Consider the following 20,322-nt stretch of genomic DNA (forward strand, 5'->3'; position numbering starts at 1 on the left):
CTCCGGACCAGCGCAATTAGTTCAGTCAAAGCTTCCGATTCGTTGGCGCGGTGGGCCAAGGCAACCTCGCCGAGCTCTACCAGAGAAGGATAGGGTCCCGACTTCTAATACAGATCTCGGGCTCATCGACACTCGCGGGTGAGTTTTTTCTGGTCATCCCCACCTCGGCTTCCACCACTACGTGGTCAGCGCTCGCCACCACACCTGCAATCTGGTCTCTGCTTGCCGCAGAGTCCCTGACATCAGGGAGCCTGATATGCAACGATAGAACCATGACACAGCACAGTAGCGCGCAGACGACAGATCGCCTGTTGATCTTGCCCAGTGACGAGGACCGACGCGGTACCCGGTACGACCAGGCGCACCGGGTCACCGAGCAGTTGGCCCATGAGCACGGCATCCCGCGAGTCGAGCAGGCCGAGGGCACTGCGACGCTACTGGTCATTGTCCAAACCATTTCGCCGACGACATTACGCACCGCGCTGGAGCAGAACCCGCACCTTCGCTGGGTCCAATTCCCCTTCGCCGGAATCGAGCCACTTTTACCGGTGATTCGTCAGGCCTCCGAGATCACCTACACCTCGGCGGCCGGTAGCTACGCCCCACCGGTGGCCGAGCATGGTTTGGCGCTAACCTTGGCATTATTGCGCCACCTGCCCGAACGCCTTCGTGCCACTAGCTGGGGCCAGCCCAAAGGAACCACCTTGGATGGTTGCCATATCGCCATTATCGGTGGTGGTGGCATCGGCCGAGAACTCGTGCGGTTATTCTCCACCTGGGATACGAAGATCACTGTGGTGCGCCGGACCGAAGCCGAGGTCCCAGGCGCCTACCGGACTTTGACTCAACAGCATCTGCACGAGGCCATCACCGACGCTGACGTCGTCGTCCTGGCAGCTGCTGCCACAGATCAAACCGCCGGGATGTTCTCGGCCCGAGAGTTTGCTGTCATGAAGCCCTCAGCGGTGCTGGTCAATGTGGCGCGCGGGAGCCTGGTCGTCACCGACGATCTACTCAAGGCCCTGACAACCGGGGAGATTTCGGCTGCCGGCCTGGATGTCACCGACCCGGAGCCACTCCCCGATGGCCACCCGCTGTGGTCAACACCCAACGTGATCATCACCCCACACTCGGCCGATACCGCAGAAATGTGCATTCCGCTGTTGGACGAGCGGATCCAGCACAATCTCATCGAAGCTCTACGCCATCGTGACCTGGCTGAGGCCGACCTGCAGGGGCGGGTCGATCTCGACGCGGGTTACTAAGTTCTCTCACCGTCTCCCCCCCCCCGATCCCATCTTCGCCCATTCACTCGACGAGGCCCGCGCGTGATGCGCGGGAGAAAGAAGTCTGTCGCTCATCATGCGTTCTCCTCTGCAGGATTATTTGGAGCAGCTCGTCACCGACTTGCGTCCGATGCGCCACGGCGCGGTCAATCCCGTAACCGAATCAGTGGCCAACCCAAATCCAGACCATCTCAGCATCACGCTGACCACGGTCAACGGCCAACAGTACTCGGCCGGCGATGTGGATCAGCGCTTCGCCATCCAGTCCATCGCCAAGGTCTTTGCCTACGCGCTGGCCCTGGACGATTTGGGCCCCCAGAAAGTCGGGGAAAAGGTCGATGTGGAACCCTCCGGGGACTCGTTCAACGAAATCTCTCTGCAGTCCGGGACGGGACGCCCAGATAATCCCATGATTAATGCCGGGGCGATCGCCACCGTCGGGCTGATTAAAGGTCGCGGTGGTCGTAATCGCATCGGACGTCTCATGCACGCGTTCGAGGAAGCCTCAGCCGGATGCGACCGGGAACTGAAGATCATGGAGCAGATTTATCGGGCGGAGAATAAGCATGGCCACCGTAACCGGGCACTGGCCTGGTTACTACGTTCCTTCGACATCATCGAATCAGACCCCGAACCCATCGTGGACGACTATTTCCGGCAATGTGCAGTCGGACTCACCAGTGCTGAGCTGTCCATGATGGCCGCTACCCTGGCACGACGCGGTGAAAACCCGGTCACCGGCCGTCAGGTCTTCACGCCTGAAACAGTACGTCAGGTGGTGTCGGTCATGAACACGTGCGGTATGTACGATTCGGCCGGTAACTGGGCCATTGACGTGGGACTGCCAGCAAAGTCCGGGGTTGATGGAGGCATCATGGTGGTGCTTCCCGGACAGCTGGGCATCGGGGTGTTCTCTCCCCCACTGGACGAACACGGCACCTCAGTGCGCGGGGCCGCCGCCATTGCACGGATCACCAGTGATCTGGGCCTGCACTACGCCGATGCCCCACCACTGGGCCGGTCTACCCTGCGTGCCCACTACTCCCTGGCCGATGCTTTCTCAGGTGTCATCCGCTCCACCGACCTGTCCCGGGCGGTTTCAGCCTATGGCCACCGATGCCAGATTTTGGAAATCTCTGGCGATCTGGGCTTTGCCGAAACCGAAGCATTGCAACGTAGCATCGTGGAATTCGACGACGACGTCTCGACCATCATGATCGATCTCAACGGGATCGATGAGTTCGGTCGTTCCGCGATACGCGTCTTGGCCTCCCTGGCTTCCAAGCTCAATGCAGATAACCGAGACCTGGCAATTATCGATCACGAAGACCGGCTGGTGGATCATATTATGGACTTCGTCAACAGCACCGAGGGGCTGGACGTCGAAGACCCACGGGAGAAGGCCAAGGCTGCCTCGGAAGGCGAGTTGGTACTCTCCGATGGCCCCCGGTCCGCATCCTCGAACGCCGAAGTTCAGGGCACTTTCCGCCTGTTCGAGAACCGTGCGGCAGCGCTGGAATGGGCCGAACACCGACTGGCGCAACGGTACGCACAGGACAATCTGCCCGCTTCGAGCGAAGAACCAGAATCAGCTCCGTTATTCGAGTTCCTCGACGATCGCGACGTGGATGTGCTGGCTGCGATCATGGAACGGCGCAAGTACAAAGCCGGGGAGATTATCCGCCGTGCAGGCCAGCCTTTCGGCGGCATCTACTTCATCCGCTCCGGGCGGGTAGAAACCACCTCCCACGGTTCCGGTGGGGCTCGGTATCGGCAGACCTATCTCTCCCCCGGTACCACTTTCGGAGAGATCGCCCTGGGTCGTAGCGGGCGTCAGGTCTCCACGATTCGTGCCGTGGACGACGTGGTGTGTTTGGTGCTCACCGCCCAGATGATCGCATCGGTGGAAGAAACCGATCCGAACCTGGCGATCAAGCTGTGGACCGCTTTGACACGTGAGGCCTACACGGTACTGGAACAGTCAGCCCGTGAGGCCGGCGCTCGTGAGGAATTCGCTGACTAGCGCCGGCAGCGTACTCGGCGCCAGGCCACCGACCCACCATCGGCCGGTGCCCGCTTTGAAAGCAGGAACCGGCCGATTCTGACCCGGGTCGTCAATTTTTTAGCGCTGGTCGAGGCTGGAGATAATGCTGTTGAGCGTTTCGGAGGGACGCATAGCAGCAGAAATCTTCTCCACCGAGGGGTAGTAGTACCCGGCGATATCCACCGGCTCACCCTGGACGCTATTGAGTTCTTCCATAATCTGGTCTTCCTTGGCCCGTAGCTTGGAAGCGACATCCTTCATGGCATCAGCCAGCGGCTGGTCATCGGTCTGGGCTGCCAGTTCTTCAGCCCAGTACAGCGCCAGATAGAAGTGGGAGCCACGGTTGTCAATCTCCCCGGCTCGACGGGACGGGGAACGCCCTTCTTCCAAGAAGGTTCCGGTGGCGGCATCCAGAGTATCGCCGAGCACCTGGGCGCGGGAGTTGTCGAAGGACTGGGCCAGGTGTTCGAAGGAGACGGCCAGGGCCAAGAATTCACCCAGTGAATCCCAGCGCAGGTGGTTTTCTTCCACGAACTGTTGGACGTGCTTGGGAGCCGATCCGCCGGCACCGGTCTCGAAGAGCCCGCCACCATTAATCAGTGGAACAATCGAGAGCATCTTCGCCGAGGTACCCAGCTCCAGGATGGGAAACAGGTCGGTGAGGTAGTCGCGTAGCACGTTACCGGTTACCGAAATGGTATCTTCACCGGCACGGATCCGCTCCAGGGTGAACCGCGTGGCCTCTTCGGGTGCCAGGATGCGCAAATCCAGTCCGTCGGTGTCATTTTCGGGTAGGTACTCTTTGACTTTGGCAATCAGCTGTGCATCGTGAGCGCGCTCAGCGTCCAACCAGAAGACCGCCGGAGTCTTCGAGGCCCGGGCGCGGGTGACTGCAAGCTTAACCCAGTTGCGCACCGGGATGTCCTTGGTCTGGCAGGCCCGCCAGATGTCATGTGCTTCCACCTGGTGGCTTGTTAATACATCCCCGTCCGAGTTGATGATCTCCACGATGCCGGCCTTGTCCTGGATAAAGGTCTTGTCGTGAGAACCGTACTCTTCAGCCTTCTGTGCCATCAGCCCCACATTGGGCACGGTGCCCATGGTGGTCGGATCGTAGGCGCCGTTGGCACGGCAGTCGTCAATCACGGTCTGGTAAACGCCAGCATAGGAGGAATCCGGGATCACAGCCAAGGTGTCCTGGGTTTCATCGTTTTTATTCCACATCTGGCCGCCGGTGCGAATCATCGCCGGCATGGAGGCATCGATGATCACATCCGAGGGAACGTGGAGATTGGTGATGCCCTTATGCGAATTGACCATGGCCAAATCCGGGCCGTTGGCGTAGCCATCAGCAATCGCCTGTTTGATGCCTTCAGCGGTCTGGTCGTCCAGCTGGTCCAAACCGTTTTCGATCGAAGCCAGCCCGTTGGTGGCCGATAGCCCGGCAGCGGCCAGCTGGTCACCATATTTTTCAAACAACTCCGGGAAGTAGGCCTTAACCACGTGGGAGAAGATCACCGGGTCGGAGACCTTCATCATGGTGGCTTTCAGGTGAGCGGAGAACAGCACGCCCTGCTCTTTGGCTTTGGCAACCTGATCTGCCAAAAAGTCATCCAGGGCACGGGCCGACATGAAGGTGGCATCCACGATCTCGCCCTTGAGGACTTTGAGCTCGTCTTTCAGGATGGTGACATTGCCGTCAGCGTCGGTATGCCGAATGGTGAGCACATCGTCGGAATCCATGGTCACCGATTGCTCATTGGAGACGAAGTCATGGTCGTGCATGGTGGCGACGTTGGTCTGGGAGTCCGCAGACCACTCCCCCATGGAATGCGGGTGCTTCTTGGCGAAGTTTTTGACCGCCCGCGGGGCGCGACGGTCCGAATTTCCTTCGCGCAGCACCGGGTTAACCGCCGACCCTTTGACCGAGTCATAGCGGGCCCGAGCATCCTTCTGTTCCTCGGTGGCAGGCTCGTCAGGGTAGTCCGGCAACTCGTAGCCGGCTTGTTGCAGTTCTTTGATGGTGGCCACCAGCTGCGGGACGGAGGCGGAGATATTAGGAAGCTTGATGACGTTTGCTTCGGGTTCTTTGACCAATTCACCCAGTTCGCCCAACGCATCATTGGTGCGCTGCTGTTCGGGCAGGACGTCGTTGAAAGCAGCCAGCACACGTCCGGCCAGGGAGATATCGCGCGTCTCCAGCTCAACACCGGCGGTGGACGCAAAAGCCCTCACGATCGGCAACAGCGATGCTGTGGCGAGCATGGGGGCCTCATCGGTGTGAGTATAGATAATCTTGGACATGGGTGTACCAATCTCCTCGTGGATGCTCATCCGTCTCGGATTTCTCATGGGTGCGCCCTAAAGCACACCGACCAACGGTGCGAACACCGTCGACCAACACAGGTTCTTTCTTAATCTACCGGAGTCATGGGTCGATAGGTAAAGGCAGTTGCCGGCAGATCTGGCGCAGAGCTTAGAGCCCCAGAACGGACTGGGCGACCATAAAGTAGATGATCAGCCCCAGAGCGTCCACCACCGTGGAGATAAATGGGTTGGAGAACACCGCCGGGTCCACACCGATCTTGGACGCGATGAGCGGCATCATCGAGCCCACCGTAGCAGCCACCGTGCAGATCGCCAGCAGTGTCAGTCCGATCACTGTGCCAATATCCCACCCGAAGATCAGTCCGGTAATCACAAACCCGAGGACACCTAAACAGGCGCCCAGGGTGCAACCCACCAGTGCTTCCCGACCGATGACCCGCCAGACGTCTCGCGGCGTCACTTGGCCCAGGGCGATGGCACGGGTAACGGTGGTGGCCGCCTGGTTACCGGTATTTCCACCGGTACCGGTCAGCAACGGAATGAACAAGGTCAGCACCACCATGACCGCAAGCATCTCTTCAAAGACCTGCAATACCTGCACGGTCAGTGTTGCCCCGATCGCCAGCACCAGCAGCCAGACGATGCGGGACTTGACCAATTGCATGATCGAAGTGGTCAGATACGGCTGGCCCAGAGGTTCGGCACCACCGGAACGATAGGTATCTTCGGACTCTTCTTCTTCCAGAATACGCTGGGCATCATCAACCAGCAGCATACCGATGAGCCGTTCGGCGTCGTCGACCACAGGCACCGCTTGCACTCGGTGGTGCACAGCCATCCGCGCGGCCACTTCGGCTTCTTCGGTCGCATTGACCGTATCGGTGTCGTGCATGATGTCGCGGACCAAGGTATCCGGCTCAGCCCGCACGAGGCGGGTCAGGTCGACCAAGCCCAGGACCTTGTGCGTGGAGGAGGCGACCGGCAGGGTGGCGAGCTCATTTTCATCGTCGGCATCGACGTCAGCGGCTCGCACAGCTTGCAGGGCTTCGGTGGCAGTCATGTGGGCACTGAGCTCGACCGTGATGGGGGTCAGGCGTCGACCCACCGCGTCTTCGGGGTACCCGAGCACGCGCCCGGCTTGATTACGATCGGCAGCCGAGAGTCCGGACAGCAACCGTTGGGCAACCTCGGCGGGCACCTCATCGAGTAGCCGAGCCTGGGAGGTCGATTCCAGTTCGCCGAAAATTTCCTGCACCCGGCTGGTTTGCAACCCGTCAATGAGATCCGACTGCAACTGCGGTTCCATGGTCTCAAACACGGTCACGGCCGCGTCTTTATCCAGCAGGCGGAAGGCCACCGGCAACATCGTGCGAGAGGTCCGGTCCAGGAACCGCTCCAGATCAGAGGGGCGTAACCGTCGTAGCTCGACGGTGGCTTCAGCCAGCCGATCTTCTTTGAGGTGGTCTTGGATGGACTCTTCCAGTGCCTCCACGTCGTAGATCGTGGTCTGCTGTTTCGACATGATCCCGCCTCCAGTTCCCCAGATCAGGCCACGACCGGCCACCGTCCGGACCGGGAGTGCGGCCCAGGGTGGAGTCGTTGCAAACGCGCCGGCACCGTGGGGACACAGCAACACCTGAGCTCAACGTCGGTCAACACCGTGAAGGAGTCACGGTGACCCCGGAGACGCCGGTGGCTACGCGGGATTATCTGAAAGAGCTGAGTGATGAGGCTGTGTCGCTCAGGCGCTGGCTGAACGGTCACTAACACTAGCCGACCGCAGAGACCAACTTCAAACTTTGCCAGCCTGCGGTCAGTTGGCACCACCTGAATGATTACAGCCGTGCTTAGCCGTGGTAGAAGTGTCGGGAATGCGTCAGGTACATCGTGATCCCCGCCTGGCGCGCTGTGGCGATAACGTCCTCGTCTCGGATGGAGCCACCGGGTTGCACCACGGCACGCACCCCAGCATCGATGAGGATTTGGAGCCCGTCGGGGAAGGGAAAGAACGCATCCGAGGCTGCTACCGAACCGCGAGCGCGCACCGGGGCCTGCTCGGTCGAGGTCGGGTTGCTAGCGCCTCCGACCGATCTCACCTGATCGTTGGTGCCGGTCTGTTGAGCACCGGTGGTTGCCATACCGAGGGTGTTGGCACGTTCGATGGCTAACCGGCAGGAGTCCAGGCGGTTAACCTGGCCCATCCCGATACCCACGGCTGCCTGCTGATGGGCCAACAAAATGGCGTTGGATTTAGCCGCGCGCACGGCTTTCCAAGCAAAAGCCAGATCTGCCAGGGTGGTTTCATCGGCGGGCTCGCCCGAAACCAGTTCCCAGTCGGCAGGGTTGTCGCCCTGAGACTGGAAGGTGTCGGCGACCTGTAACAACATGCCCCCGGAGACCTGCTTATACTCCACGCAGTCGCGGTGAAAGCCTGCGGGCAATTCGAGCAGCCGCAGGTTCTTCTTCGCCGAGAGGATCTCAACCGCCTCGGCCGAGAAACTGGGGGCCACCATCACTTCGGTAAAAATGTCCTTGACCTGGGTGGCGAACGTCGCGGTGATCTCACGGTTCGCCGCGATCACTCCCCCGAAAGCAGAAACCGGGTCCGTGGCGTGAGCTTTAGCGTGAGCATCAGCGATCGGGTCGGTGGCATGTGCATCCCCGACGGCCAGACCGCAGGGGTTGGCGTGCTTAATGATGGCCACGGCCGGATCGCTGAAGTCGAACGCGGCGCGCACCGCGGCGTCGGCATCCACATAGTTGTTGTAGCTCATCGGCTTGCCATGCAGCAGCTGCGCTTGGGCGATACCGGTACTCGCCCCATCCTCGACATACAGGGCAGCGGGCTGGTGGGGATTCTCACCATAGCGCAACGATTCGGCACGGCTCAGCGATACCCCAACGTAGGGCGGAAGCTGGCTGACCGTGGATTCCTGCTCGGGAGCTTCACCGAATTGCGCGGCAGTCCAAGCCGCCACCGCGTTGTCGTAAGCGGCAGTATGCGCAAAAGCCAACGAGGCCAGTCGCTTGCGAGTGGCCAAGTCGAAACCACCCTGCTGGGCTGCGGTGACAACATCCTGATAGGAGCGCGGGTCGACGACCACCGCGATAGAGGGGTGGTTCTTCGCTGCCGCCCGAACCATGGAGGGCCCACCGATGTCGATCTTTTCAATCACGTCGTCTTCCCCCGCGCCAGAAGCAACGGTTTCGACGAAGGGATAGAGGTTGACGATGACCAGGTCAAAAGGTTCGATGTGGTGTTCGTCCAGCTGGGCCCGGTGCGATTCCAGGCGGCGATCAGCCAGAATGCCGGCGTGAATGCGCGGGTGCAGAGTTTTCACCCGCCCGTCAAGCACTTCGGGGAACCCGGTAATATCTGCGACCTCGGTAACATCCACCCCAGTGGACGCAATGGTTTTGGCAGTCGACCCGGTCGAGACAATCTGCACACCGGCATCAGCTAGACCGCGAGCTAGATCCTGAAGACCGGTTTTGTCGTAAACCGAAATCAGTGCACGTTTGAACGGGATTTTATCTGTGGATTCTGCCACGCCAGCTACTCCTACCATCGGTTCGCGGTCACTCGAAAATACATTGGGCGTGAACGGGCCAGCGCTCCATTCACAGTTCAAGTCTAGTCTGGACTCGAGTGCTCTTTGATGCCTCAGCAGCGTCCGCACCGGCGCGGCCCCGTCGCTTCTGGGCAAATTGTTCGGCCAGTTCCAGCGCCGTATGCCCCGCAGCCACGGCGGCCAGGGTGTCAATCAGCATGTCTCGTTCGACGACTTTGATGCGTTCGTGCAGACTGTCCTGGTCATCATCTGCGGTGACCTCGACCTCGGTCTGAGCAATGATCGGGCCGGTGTCCACCCCGGCATCCACCAGGTGCACGGTGGCACCGGTGGTGGTGACCCCGGCCTGTAGAGCGTCCCGGACCGCGTGGGCTCCGGGAAAACTCGGTAGTAACGCCGGATGAGTGTTGATAAATCGACCGTGGTAGGCCCGGACAAATTCTTCACCGACCACCCGCATCAGACCAGAAGAGACAACCAGATCGGGTGCATAGCTATCCACCACAGTCAGTAGCGCCTTCGTCCACTCGGTGCGGCTGTGATAATTGGCCCAGTCCACCACGAAGGTCTCCAGCTCGGCTGCGTCGGCACGACGCAGACCATAGGCCTCGGCGGTATCAGACCCCACCGCAACGATCTCGATCGCCAGGCGCCCGGCCTGAACCGCGTCGAGCACCGCCTGAAAATTGGAACCGGAGCCAGATAGCAATACAACAACGCGCATAGTATGGGGGATCCTTCCGCCAGAGGTGAGCTGGATGCGAGCCAGACGATCATGACCGGCCTTAACTCTAACGCGAGGCCCGACGCAAAGAGTGGCTACCTCTGGCTAGGATGGTGTTCTGGACATCACCCCAACGACGGAATAGAGGACCACCACGATCGTGTCGAATAAGACCTCGGCCTCATCGACCAGTTCTCGCACCGGATCGCTGAGTCAGCTGGTGCTCTGGTTGTTGGCCGCGTTGATCGCCACCTACGCCGGGTCGGCGTTACCTCTGCCGTATAAAGTCGTCACCCCGATCTTTGGGATTGCTGGTGTCGTGGTTGCGGTCGTGTTATTCCGAGGTGCCACTCAGGTCAAAACCACCATGCTGACCTGGTTAGCAGGCACTGCCGGAGCACTGGGTTGTGTCCTGTTTACCGCCATTGCGGTTGCGCAGATGATCTTGTGGGCCCCCACCCAGGACTATGAACAATGCTTGCACTCGGCGATCACCCACACTGCGGTCAGTGAGTGCGATCAGCAATACTCCGATGTCCTCCATCAGCTCAGACTGACTGAGTAGTAGCACTCAGTCGGGGTCAGCCGATCCTGACGTGACCGTTGGCTGGGTCTGGTCCTTCGTACTGGAGTACAGCGGAGCGTCAACCAGCGGAGCCAGCACATAGCCCAGCATGGCCCCGACCCCAACTTCGCCGCCCAGGGTCAACCCGCTGAGCCATGCGGTGGGGCCGACCTCGTCAAATTTGCCGAAGCCCCAGGACCCTGAGGACAGCCACCATACCAACATCATGACCACCGCAACGATCGCAGCCAAGATGACCCCAGTCGTCAGGGTGGCCAGCGCGGGCGCGACGATGGGGTGGCCAACCCGTTGAGTGATCCAATCTTCTACGTGATTTTCCCCGTCACGGAAGAGCCACACACCGGCGACGATGCCGCAGGCCACCGGGATCAACAGCACCCACCACGTATCGGCCAAGGAAGACTCCGGTGGAATGGCAGCCAGTAACGGTATCGCCGGTTGAGGGCCCAGAATCGTTCCGGCTGGGGCGATCAGTGAGCCGGTGCCCAAGCTGAATCCAATACCGGTCATCCACGACAACACCCACAGCACCAGGTTCGGTAACAGCGCCGCCTGCAACAGGGTCAGCGCCAGGCCACCCCATATTCCGGTACCTAAACGTTGATAGACCTCGGTAATCGGCGCCCACTGCACTCCGATGAGCACGACGGTCAGTACTGCCGCGCTGGCCACTGCGGCCAGGATTCCCACGGTGGCAGCTTTGACCATCGAGGCCAGGAAGCTCAACATCCAGCGCACCTGCTGGGAACGGGCACTCATCCAGGTGCCGATCGCCTCGGTACCCAGAAAACGCCAGCTACCGTAGCGTCGGCGCAACCCGAGCACAATACCGAGTCCAAAGATCCCAAGGGGTGCCAGCACGCCCGCCGGGGGAACGTGGATGCGCTCAACAGAAATCAGTGAGGAAAGCCCAAAAGCGAACAGCCCGTAGGCCAGTACCGCGGGGATCAGTGCCTGCCAGAGTTTGCGAGCCTCGCTGGCTCGAGCCAGTCGGTGCCCGACGCGCGTGGTGAGATACAGCAGGATCGCGGTCAGGCCCAGGGGGAGGAACCACAGAGTTCCCGACATGATCTCTTCGGTCCCAGGTTGGGGAACCGTCAGTGCTACCGGGGTTCCTTGACCGGCCAGCCACAACACGCCGGCAAGCTGTCCCACCGCCAGTAGATCCATATTGGCCCAGGCTCCAAAGAGCCACATCCCAATCAGGAGCACGGCAAGCCCGGCAATACCCATCAGAGCTGCAGCACAGGATTCGATCACGCCTTGAAGCCACAACGGCATCGGCAGGGGACGAACCCCACGGGAAGGCTGGGGGGAAGTTTTGTCTGGCACATTCCCTATGGTGCCATTATCGACGCTCGATCTGGGGATTTACTGTCTCGGAGCGAAAGACTTCCGAACCCGCTGAAGGTAAATGTTGCGAGATAATGGCAACTGGTATTTTCCTTTGTCGCCTCAAGGTGTTATGGTGATACGTGGTAGACAACGGCTGTCTCCCCGAGAGGGTGCAGCCGTACCCTACTTTCGGAGGCAGCCTCACCGAATGATCTATGACTCCAAAGATAAAAGAGGTTGCCTGATATGGATGCAGCATTAGAGAAAGTCCACGAAGAAGTTCTCCGTCGCAATCCCGGCGAATCGGAATTCCACCAGGCGGTCACCGAGATCTTCGAGACGCTGTCCCCGGTCATGAAGCGCCATCCCGAATACGCCGAACAATCCATTTTGCAGCGGATGTGTGAGCCTGAGCGCCAGATTATTTTCCGGGTACCGTGGCTCGACGATGAAGGCAACGTCCACATCAACCGTGGCTTTCGGGTGGAATTCAACTCCGCACTCGGCCCTTATAAAGGCGGTCTGCGTTTCCACCCCTCGCTGTATCTAGGAATCGTGAAATTCCTCGGCTTTGAGCAAATCTTCAAGAACGCATTGACCGGTATGCCGATCGGCGGCGGTAAGGGCGGATCTGACTTCAATCCGGCCGGACGTAGCGAGGATGAAATCATGCGCTTCTGCCAATCGTTCATGACCGAGCTGTACCGACACATCGGTGAGTACACCGACGTTCCTGCCGGAGACATCGGTGTCGGTGGCCGTGAGATCGGCTATCTGTTCGGCCAATACAAGCGCATCACCAATAAGTGGGAGGCCGGCACGTTGACCGGTAAGGGCATCTCCTGGGGTGGTTCTTTGGCCCGTACCGAGGCTACCGGGTACGGCGCGGTGATGTTCACCGATTCGATGTTGCACACCAAGAACCAGTCCATGGATGGCCAAACCGTTGCGGTTTCCGGTTCGGGCAACGTGGCCATTTACGCCATCCAGAAGGCCACCCAGTTGGGAGCCACCGTGGTGACTGCCTCGGATTCTTCCGGCTACGTTCATGACCCTGACGGCATTGACCTGGATCTGTTGCGCCAGATCAAGGAAGTTGAGCGTGGCCGGATTTCAGACTACGCCGACCGCCGCGGTGGAAAGGCCACCTATCAATCCTCTGGCTCGGTGTGGGATGTTCCGGTCACCGTCGCTCTACCGTGCGCTACCCAGAATGAGCTAACCGAAGAGAATGCCAAGACCCTGATTAAAAACGGCGTGGTGGCTCTGGCTGAGGGGGCAAATATGCCATGTACTCACGACGCGACCGTAGCTTTCAAAGAAGCCGGAGTATTGTTCGGGCCGGGAAAGGCTGCCAATGCCGGCGGTGTGGCTACTTCCGCTTTGGAAATGCAACAGAACGCGGTGCGCGACAGCTGGAGCTTCAGCTACACTCACGACCGTCTCGAGCAGATCATGACAGATATTCACGATCGTTGTGTGGCTACTGCCGAGGATTTCGGCGTCCCCGGTGACTATGTGATGGGCGCTAATATCGCCGGCTTCACCAAGGTCGCCGACGCGATGCTGGCCCAAGGTGTTGTTTAAACTCGGCAAGCCCACCACCCTCCGGTCGTGACCGGTACCACCGTCTCGGCGTCCCAGAGGCACCGGCGCGCTAACCGTGCAACCGCGCTTTCTGCTCATCATTGAGCCGCACTGGTCGTCCCGACTCGGCATCAACGAAGACCATAGTGGAGCTGGCGGTCACTGCCACCTCGGCAGTCACCGGGTCGATGAATTCATAGCCAACCTCGATCGCGGCGGCCTTCACCTTCGTGATTTGCAGACGGACCGGGACCGGTTGGCGCCGGTAGGGCAGTTGTCGCCGATATCTCACGGTGTGCTCGGAAATCAGGGTCAGCACGCCTTCGGGGACGGAACTAATCAAGTCAATCGGGGCCGCCACCTCCGGCTGGTCTTCGGATTCGGGAGCTCCAGTGCCCGAGGGAGTCCCGAAAGCCAGCACGCGGGCTTCTTCCATCAGACGCACGATTTGGACGTTATTGACGTGCCCATAGGCGTCCATATCGCCCCAGCGCAGGTGGATCTGCACGGTGGTACTGACACCGTGGGAGCTGTTGGTTGATACCGGACTCATGGTGGTGGCCTCCTCGAATGTGTCTGCTGACCTATCCCGCCACTGGCTCATTAGTCTTCCCTCGGAATATCTTGGGTAAATCGCGGATAGTCTTGTTGTAGCTCAGCGACAGCCTTGGACTCATTTTGCTGAATAGATGCCGGCCAGGCCAACGGCGAGGCAGTTTCGGACTGGGGATCCAGGATACCTAAACGCTCTAGTTGCAATTCCAATGTGGCCCCATCAGGGCCGTATACCCACGGGATGCCCGGCGTCGAGTAACGGGTTTCTTCAGCCCGACCGCCAGCCAAGAGCGCTTCAGAAGGCGTCAGCTGACGGATCGCAATCGCGCGTACCTGGTGCGGATAGTCTCGGGCGAAATCGGCATAGATTTCGGGGTCGTGCTGCCCATCGTCACCGATCAAAATCCACGTAATATGCGGGAAGTCCTCGGCCAGTCTGCGCAACGCCGTAACCTTATGCTCCACACCGGAGCGGAACCAGCGGTGTTCGGTGGGCCCCCAGCTAGTCAGTAACAGTGGGCCGAACGGGTAGAGGTTGCGCGCTAAGAACCGCGTGAGAGTTTGGGCGACGTTCCATGCCCCGGTAGAGACATAGAACACCGGGGACTTAGCTTCGGCTTCGACGATCCGGTTGAGTAGCACCGACATCCCCGGAGTGGGCGTTCTAGCGTGTTCGTCGAGAACGAAGGAGTTCCAGGCTGCCAACAACGGACGTGGTAGGGCGGTGACCACCACGGTGTCGTCGACGTCGCACATCACTCCGGAGCGGGCCTGATCGGAGATCACGAAAATATCGGCATTAGCGGAGTCACCGTCAGCTACATGAAGGGTGATCGACTGCCATCCCTCGCCGAGCGCGGCCGGTAGCACTGTGTCCACCACGCCACTACGATCAGCACGCACCGTGTGGGTGACACCGTCGATATCGACGTGGACTTCTGCATACGGCAGCGGTGGGGAGACGAAGTTACGCCACCCGCGGACTCCATCTTGAACGACTTTAGTCAACCGGTGCCCAGCTTCGAAGGCATCCTCACGGGCGAGTAGCACTCGTGCAAAGACTCGGACCCAGCTGGTGGAACCGTAACCGATGAACGGTAGCAGAGTTGGCACATCTCCGCGGTCGAGAGCTTGTTTCTTGCGCATTCCTTGGTACCGGTAATAAGCCCAGGTCACCAAGCGTTCTGGCACCGGGTCCTGACGATCGTGTTGCGCGGCAGCACGGATAGAGTTGCGCCCCTGAACCAACTTCCGCTGAGCAAGCGCCGAGGTGTCCCGCCGTGATGATGTGGTCGATGTGGCCCTCTGACGTCTGGCGCGGCGAAAGATTTTTCCCATGCTCTCTAGTATCCCCCATTATTAATGCTGCTGTGACCACACGGGCGTGGCCGTTGCCTGAACCGTTGGATGGTGTAAAACTGGCTAGGATACACACCGTGGCCACTGCATCCCGTCATAGCACAACGATCTCTGGACCCTCAGCCTTGCGCCAACTGGCACTCGCGGCTGCACGCTCTGCCACGAGAGTTTTAGACCTACCAAACAAACATCAGGTTAACGATGAGACAGTTCGGTGGGGAACTACCCATAAAACCAACCACCACGATGTGGTCACCGACCTCGATCGTGCTGTGGAGATCCACCTCAGGGAGTTTTTGCACGAGCGGTTACCGACCTCACAAATCTTTGGCGAAGAATTCGGTGAGCACTCCCCAATTGGGACCTCGGCGCTGCAACCCCGACCAGACCATGCCGTGGTGTGGCTCATCGATCCGATTGACGGGACCTCAAACCTGGCCCACGGTCTCGACACCTATTCCATCTCCATCGCGGCGGTGATCGACGACCAGGTGCTCGCCGGAGTAGTCGTTGCCCCGGCGATGGGCCTCGAGTTCTCTGCCGATACCGAGTCAGGCACCGCCTGGGTGAACGACTCCAAACTCCGCGTCCGACGTCCGTGCCCGCAACGGCTCCAGGACTACAATCTGGTGACCTCGTTTCCGGCAGCCGAGATCCTGCAGGCTAGCCCACCGACCCCTCACACCGCGTTGGAGATTTTTGGACAGGCGGTCTGCCAGTTTTCCACCGTACGCCGAATGGTCTCCGGAGCACTCGAATTGTGTTTAGCCGCCCAAGGAGTTTTCGACCTTGTCATCGGGGTGGACACCAAACCCTGGGATATCGCGGCCGCACAGCTGATTCTGCAGTGTGCCGGTGGCCATTACCGCCCCGGCTGGTTCTCCCCTGCCGAGTCCGGTCCGGCGCACAGGGCGCCGTGTTACCTCGGGCTCGCACCGGGCAGAGACCCGGCTGCGGCCAGCGAGATCTTCGAGCGGATTCTGCACCTACCTCGATGATCAGCAGGGCATCACCGGATCCTCGGCGCGTCATCGATTCCCCTCATGACCTAAATGGGAGACAATAGTGAGATGAACCACCTGATGTTTGAGCACCCCGAAAACGAACCGGTCCTGACCCTGACCGAGGAACAGTGCCGGAAGTTGCTGGACAACACTCGCCACGGTCGTTTCGCCTTTGCCGATGGTCCCAAGATCGAGATCTTCCCCATCAATTATGTCCGCGACGGTGACTTGCTCTATTTCCGCACCGCACCCGGGAGTAAATTAGCAGCCGCCGAACACGGACTCGATGTGGCCTTTGAAACCGACGGGATTCTCCCCGAGCAGGCCTGGTCGGTGGTGGTTCGTGGCGTCGCGCGGATGGTCACCGATACAGCGGAGCTTGAACACGTGCGCCAACTCGGTATTGCTCCCTGGGTTCCGACACTGAAAGACTTCTTCGCCTCAATCTCAATCGAGGAATTATCCGGTCGCCATTTCATTTTTGGCCGGCAACCAGAGCGCGACGAGGACCGTGGGTTCCGCTACGATCCGGACCTGAAAACCTCCGAGCCACCCCGCCACCCCGATACCTCTCGGTTGTCTTGCCACGACGGTTCAGCCAATTAGAGCCACAACGCCATCAGCCCCAAGCCGGCCACCGCGACCACCAAAGCGGTCATCAGTCCCACCGCGATGAGGTTGGCTTCAACCTGGCCACGGACGATTCCGCGCGACTGGAGCGCGTAACGGTGGCGTTGGGTTAGCTGGATGACCAACCCCGCCACCACGCATCCCACCGCAGGGGCCAGAGAGATCAGCCCGACGTCGGGATACCAGCGGAGAAACAGGCTCGAGACCACACACAGTACCAGTATGGTGCGGGACCAGGACAGGATGGTGCGTTCCGGTTGTAACGCAGGATCTTCGTGGAGACGGTAAGTGGTGGCCATCACACTACCCCGTCACCACAGCGAGCATCACCAGCACCGCCGTCACTGCGCAGACCACAGCCACCAGTGGCCCCCACAGTGGCAACGGTAGCGGACGTCCGGTGCGCATGGACCGCTCGACGCGCACCCACCGAATCGCCGCTGAAATGGCCATGAAGGCTCCCAATACCAGCAGGATCGAGGCCAGGATCTGACGAATTGGCGTTTCAAACACGTGCGTGGTAAAGGCTTCAATCCCGATCCCCGCTGCGAGCAGTGCCAACGCGGTTCTGATCCAGGCTAAGAAGGTGCGTTCGTTGGCCAATGAAAAGCGGGCATCTGGTTCCTCCCCCTCGGCGAGGAGTTTCGTACGCAACGATGACGCTTTCGATGAATCGTGTGGATCAGTGCCCATACCTCTCACAGTACTCTGGGCGTGCCCGCTTTCAGTAGACTTGACCAGGTTACAAGCCGAAGCTGCACACTCGTACACGAATCGGGGCTTGCAGTACTAAGGGAGTCGTGAGACACGAATGAGTGCACCCACTAAAGCGCAGATACGCCGGTGGCGACGCTACTTAGCAGACGAGATCGCCGAGGGGGCCATTTACGAACAGCTCGCCGAGCGAAAAACCGGCGAAGAACGCGAAATCTTGTTGGATCTGGCCACAGCGGAAAAACGTCACGAAGAGCACTGGCGCGATCTGTTGGGAGAACACGCCAACAATCCGCCCCGACCATCACTGAGACGCTCGCTATTACGTTTCTTGGCTCGCATCTTTGGTTCGGTGTTTGTCTTGGCACTGATGCAACGTGCCGAGACGGATAACCCGTATGCCCGTGACGCCGATGCCACCCCGAGCATGGCTGCCGATGAGGCCATCCACAGTGAAGTCGTCCGTGGACTGGCGGCCCGAGGCCGTCAAAAACTAGCCGGGAACTTCCGTGCGGCTGTCTTTGGCGCCAACGACGGCCTGGTGTCGAATTTGGCCCTGGTGATGGGTGTCGCAGCCACCTCAGCGACCAATGAATTCATCCTCGTAGCCGGCATCGCCGGACTGCTGGCCGGGGCGATGTCCATGGGCGCCGGTGAATTCATTTCAGTGCGGTCCCAACGCGAGCTGATCGAGGCCTCCTCACCGACCCAAGTAACCCTGGAAGCTGCCCCGCATCTGGATTTGAATTCCAATGAGCTCGAGCTCGTCTATCGGGCCCGTGGCATGTCACAAGAGGACGCCCGACACCGCGCCATGGAGCGCATGGGCTATTTCAACTGCGACTGTAACCCCAGCCTGTCGGCCCGCCCTGATGGCTCCCAGGGGCCGGTGGATCGCTCCACGAAGCACGAAGAACTCGGTAGCGCGTGGGGCGCTGCCTTTTCGTCGTTCGGTTTCTTCTCCTCCGGAGCGATCATTCCCGTCCTCCCGTTCCTTTTCGGAGTGACCGGTACTGCCGGCATCCTCTGGTCGGCAGGGTTGGTCTCGGTAGCCCTGTTGTTTACCGGTGGTGTCACCGGTCTGCTGTCAGGAACCTCTCCGGTCACTCGAGGACTGCGCCAACTGGCGATTGGTTTAGGTGCCGCGATGATCACCTACCTGGTGGGATTGATCTTCGGGGTTTAGCCGCCTTCGTAGTAGCTATCAGCAACGTCGAGGGCTGAATCCAGAATCTCCAGGCCACGACGGGCATCCGCGTCGCTGATGTTCAATGGCGGGGCCAGGTGAATGCGGTTGGCGTTGGAGAACGGCAACAGGCCGAGCTTCTTGCACTCTGCTACCACGGCGTTCATGGCCGGCGACGAGCCACCATAGGGTGCCAAGGGTTCTTTGGTCTCCCGGTTCGTCACCAATTCCAGAGCCCAGAAAGCCCCGAGGCCACGGGCGTCTCCCACAGAGGGGTGTTTTTCGGCCAACTCGACGACTCCCGGTCCCAGGATCTCCCGACCCAGCCGATCGGCGTTGGTCACCATACCTTCTTCGTCCATCGCCCGAATACAGGCCACCGCGGCAGCACAGGCCAACGGGTGACCGGAGTAGGTCAGCCCCCCGGGGTAGGCCCGGTCAGCGAAGCTGGTGTAGATTTCATCGGAGATAATCACACCGCCTAACGGCACGTACCCGGAATTCACACCCTTGGCAAAGGTCACCAAATCCGGTGTCAGGCCCCAGTGCTGGAAACCAAACCACGCACCGGTTCGACCGAAACCAACCATGACCTCATCGGTGATGAACATGATCCCGTAGCGACGAGCCAGGCGTTGCACCCCCGCCATGTAGCCGGGAGGTGGCACGTAAATCCCGGCGGTTCCCGGAACAGTCTCGAGGATAATGCAGGCGATGGTGTCGGGACCTTCAAAAATGATGGTTTGTTCCAGATGGTCCAGAGCTCGCTGGGTTTCCTCTTCCAGGGTGGTGGACCCGAACAAGGAGCGGTAGAAGTAAGCGGGCATGAAGTGCACCACCGACTGACTGGCGGTATCGACCGGGAACCGACGGGTGTCGCCGGTGATGTTGATGGCTCGTTCGGTGCCTCCGTGGTAGGAACGGTAGGCCGAAAGGATCTTGGGCCGTCCGGTATGCAAACGCGCCATGCGGGTGGCGTGCTCGACCGCTTCAGCACCAGCGTTGGTAAAGAACACGTGGTTCAAATGGTCCGGAACGAGGTCACTGATCAACCGAGCAGCCTCCGAGCGAGCGTCATTGACGTGTGCCGGAGCGATGGTGGCAATCCGAGCTGCCTGCTGCTGGATAGCGGCCACCACGGCGGGGTGACTGTGCCCGATATTGGTGTTGACCATCTGGGAGGAGAAGTCCAGCAGTTTATGTCCTTGACCGTCCCAGACGTAACTGCCCTCAGCTTTGATGACGGTCATCGGGTCTAGTTGCGCCTGCGCCGCCCAAGAGTGGAAGACATGTTCACGATCGAGACGATAGGCCTGCTGACCTTGTTCGATCTGCTCCGGGGTAATTGTCGGGTCAGCTTCTACGTACTCGGTGCTCACCGTGACGATCCTCCTGTGGGGTGTCTGAACAAC

Annotated in this window: 17 protein-coding genes; 7 read left to right on the top strand and 10 right to left on the bottom strand. The window is 60.0% G+C overall.

The annotated features are described in order from the left end of the window. Positions 1-272: 272 nt before the first annotated feature. Positions 273-1,265 (top strand): NAD(P)-dependent oxidoreductase, encoded by a 993-nt coding sequence (locus DCC27_RS06925; protein ID WP_110110804.1) that lies wholly within the window; start codon positions 273-275, stop codon positions 1,263-1,265. 97 nt (positions 1,266-1,362) lie between these two features. Continuing rightward, positions 1,363-3,309, top strand: a complete 1,947-nt coding sequence (gene glsA, locus DCC27_RS06930; protein ID WP_110101375.1) for a glutaminase A — start codon at positions 1,363-1,365, stop codon at positions 3,307-3,309. A 99-nt stretch (positions 3,310-3,408) separates the two neighbouring features. Here the strand turns inward: glsA and DCC27_RS06935 are convergent, their stop codons facing one another. The 4 genes from DCC27_RS06935 to purN form a co-directional block, all read right to left on the bottom strand. Next, positions 3,409-5,634 carry an NADP-dependent isocitrate dehydrogenase gene (locus DCC27_RS06935; RefSeq protein ID WP_110110811.1) on the bottom strand — a complete coding sequence of 742 codons (2,226 nt, stop codon included), beginning with the start codon at positions 5,632-5,634 and terminating at the stop codon, positions 3,409-3,411. Positions 5,635-5,806: 172 nt separating this feature from the next. Next, entirely contained in the window at positions 5,807-7,180 is a 1,374-nt protein-coding gene (gene mgtE / locus DCC27_RS06940; protein WP_110099447.1) for a magnesium transporter, read from the bottom strand. 325 nt (positions 7,181-7,505) lie between these two features. After that, positions 7,506-9,227: a bifunctional phosphoribosylaminoimidazolecarboxamide formyltransferase/IMP cyclohydrolase gene (purH, locus tag DCC27_RS06945; RefSeq protein WP_110099398.1), complete on the bottom strand. Its 1,722-nt coding sequence runs from the start codon at positions 9,225-9,227 to the stop codon at positions 7,506-7,508. A 52-nt stretch (positions 9,228-9,279) separates the two neighbouring features. Continuing rightward, on the bottom strand, positions 9,280-9,954 hold the full coding sequence (gene purN, locus DCC27_RS06950) for a phosphoribosylglycinamide formyltransferase (RefSeq protein ID WP_110110803.1): 675 nt from the start codon (positions 9,952-9,954) through the stop codon (positions 9,280-9,282). Positions 9,955-10,114: 160 nt separating this feature from the next. Here purN and DCC27_RS06955 point away from each other — a divergent pair, with 160 nt between their 5' ends. Next, a complete protein-coding gene (locus DCC27_RS06955) occupies positions 10,115-10,519 on the top strand; it encodes a hypothetical protein (RefSeq protein WP_110099400.1) in 405 nt (134 codons plus the stop codon). Positions 10,520-10,525: 6 nt separating this feature from the next. On the opposite strand, the gene DCC27_RS06960 is transcribed toward DCC27_RS06955, so the two are convergent. Then, positions 10,526-11,872, bottom strand: coding sequence for a DUF6350 family protein (locus DCC27_RS06960; protein ID WP_148707519.1), 1,347 nt, complete (start codon positions 11,870-11,872; stop codon positions 10,526-10,528). A gap of 249 nt (positions 11,873-12,121) precedes the next feature. On the opposite strand from DCC27_RS06960, the gene gdhA reads away from it, so the two are divergent. Then, a complete protein-coding gene (gene gdhA, locus DCC27_RS06965) occupies positions 12,122-13,462 on the top strand; it encodes an NADP-specific glutamate dehydrogenase (RefSeq protein WP_110110802.1) in 1,341 nt (446 codons plus the stop codon). 70 nt (positions 13,463-13,532) lie between these two features. Here the strand turns inward: gdhA and DCC27_RS06970 are convergent, their stop codons facing one another. Together DCC27_RS06970 and DCC27_RS06975 are read right to left on the bottom strand one after the other, a co-directional pair. Further along, the gene (locus DCC27_RS06970) at positions 13,533-14,015 is read right to left on the bottom strand and encodes a thioesterase family protein (protein ID WP_110110810.1); all 483 of its coding nucleotides are present in this window, start codon (positions 14,013-14,015) and stop codon (positions 13,533-13,535) included. Positions 14,016-14,065: 50 nt separating this feature from the next. Next, positions 14,066-15,208 carry an App1 family protein gene (locus DCC27_RS06975; protein WP_246840061.1) on the bottom strand — a complete coding sequence of 381 codons (1,143 nt, stop codon included), beginning with the start codon at positions 15,206-15,208 and terminating at the stop codon, positions 14,066-14,068. A gap of 245 nt (positions 15,209-15,453) precedes the next feature. Here DCC27_RS06975 and DCC27_RS06980 point away from each other — a divergent pair, with 245 nt between their 5' ends. Both DCC27_RS06980 and DCC27_RS06985 read left to right on the top strand, forming a co-directional pair. Continuing rightward, entirely contained in the window at positions 15,454-16,374 is a 921-nt protein-coding gene (locus tag DCC27_RS06980; RefSeq protein ID WP_168186096.1) for an inositol monophosphatase, read from the top strand. Between the two features lie 72 nt (positions 16,375-16,446). Then, positions 16,447-16,986, top strand: a complete 540-nt coding sequence (locus DCC27_RS06985) for a pyridoxamine 5'-phosphate oxidase family protein (RefSeq protein WP_246840062.1) — start codon at positions 16,447-16,449, stop codon at positions 16,984-16,986. Here the strand turns inward: DCC27_RS06985 and DCC27_RS06990 are convergent. Further along, a complete protein-coding gene (locus DCC27_RS06990) occupies positions 16,983-17,309 on the bottom strand; it encodes a DUF202 domain-containing protein (protein ID WP_110099450.1) in 327 nt (108 codons plus the stop codon). The two genes, DCC27_RS06985 and DCC27_RS06990, sit on opposite strands and share 4 nt — an antisense overlap. Before the next feature lie 4 nt (positions 17,310-17,313). Continuing rightward, positions 17,314-17,703, bottom strand: coding sequence for a YidH family protein (locus DCC27_RS06995; RefSeq protein ID WP_110099405.1), 390 nt, complete (start codon positions 17,701-17,703; stop codon positions 17,314-17,316). A gap of 118 nt (positions 17,704-17,821) precedes the next feature. Between DCC27_RS06995 and DCC27_RS07000 the strand changes: the two genes are divergently transcribed. Further along, positions 17,822-18,910: a VIT1/CCC1 family protein gene (locus DCC27_RS07000; protein ID WP_110099406.1), complete on the top strand. Its 1,089-nt coding sequence runs from the start codon at positions 17,822-17,824 to the stop codon at positions 18,908-18,910. Here the strand turns inward: DCC27_RS07000 and DCC27_RS07005 are convergent. Beyond that, a complete protein-coding gene (locus tag DCC27_RS07005; protein WP_110099407.1) occupies positions 18,907-20,289 on the bottom strand; it encodes an aspartate aminotransferase family protein in 1,383 nt (460 codons plus the stop codon). The genes DCC27_RS07000 and DCC27_RS07005 overlap by 4 nt on opposite strands. Positions 20,290-20,322: the final 33 nt, after the last annotated feature.

This window comes from Auritidibacter sp. NML130574 (assembly GCF_003185725.2).
GTDB classification, from domain to species: domain Bacteria; phylum Actinomycetota; class Actinomycetes; order Actinomycetales; family Micrococcaceae; genus Auritidibacter; species Auritidibacter ignavus.

What these genes read in the sequence shown, in the direction of transcription:
- DCC27_RS06925 (WP_110110804.1), top strand. Translation starts at nt 273, where the DNA reads ATGACACAGCACAGTAGCGCGCAGACGACAGATCGCCTGTTGATCTTG.
- glsA (WP_110101375.1), top strand. Translation starts at nt 1,363, where the DNA reads ATGCGTTCTCCTCTGCAGGATTATTTGGAGCAGCTCGTCACCGACTTG.
- DCC27_RS06935 (WP_110110811.1), bottom strand. Translation starts at nt 5,634, where the DNA reads ATGTCCAAGATTATCTATACTCACACCGATGAGGCCCCCATGCTCGCC.
- mgtE (WP_110099447.1), bottom strand. Translation starts at nt 7,180, where the DNA reads ATGTCGAAACAGCAGACCACGATCTACGACGTGGAGGCACTGGAAGAG.
- purH (WP_110099398.1), bottom strand. Translation starts at nt 9,227, where the DNA reads ATGGTAGGAGTAGCTGGCGTGGCAGAATCCACAGATAAAATCCCGTTC.
- purN (WP_110110803.1), bottom strand. Translation starts at nt 9,954, where the DNA reads ATGCGCGTTGTTGTATTGCTATCTGGCTCCGGTTCCAATTTTCAGGCG.
- gdhA (WP_110110802.1), top strand. Translation starts at nt 12,122, where the DNA reads ATGGATGCAGCATTAGAGAAAGTCCACGAAGAAGTTCTCCGTCGCAAT.
- DCC27_RS06970 (WP_110110810.1), bottom strand. Translation starts at nt 14,015, where the DNA reads ATGAGTCCGGTATCAACCAACAGCTCCCACGGTGTCAGTACCACCGTG.
- DCC27_RS06985 (WP_246840062.1), top strand. Translation starts at nt 16,447, where the DNA reads ATGAACCACCTGATGTTTGAGCACCCCGAAAACGAACCGGTCCTGACC.
- DCC27_RS06990 (WP_110099450.1), bottom strand. Translation starts at nt 17,309, where the DNA reads ATGGCCACCACTTACCGTCTCCACGAAGATCCTGCGTTACAACCGGAA.
- DCC27_RS06995 (WP_110099405.1), bottom strand. Translation starts at nt 17,703, where the DNA reads ATGGGCACTGATCCACACGATTCATCGAAAGCGTCATCGTTGCGTACG.
- DCC27_RS07000 (WP_110099406.1), top strand. Translation starts at nt 17,822, where the DNA reads ATGAGTGCACCCACTAAAGCGCAGATACGCCGGTGGCGACGCTACTTA.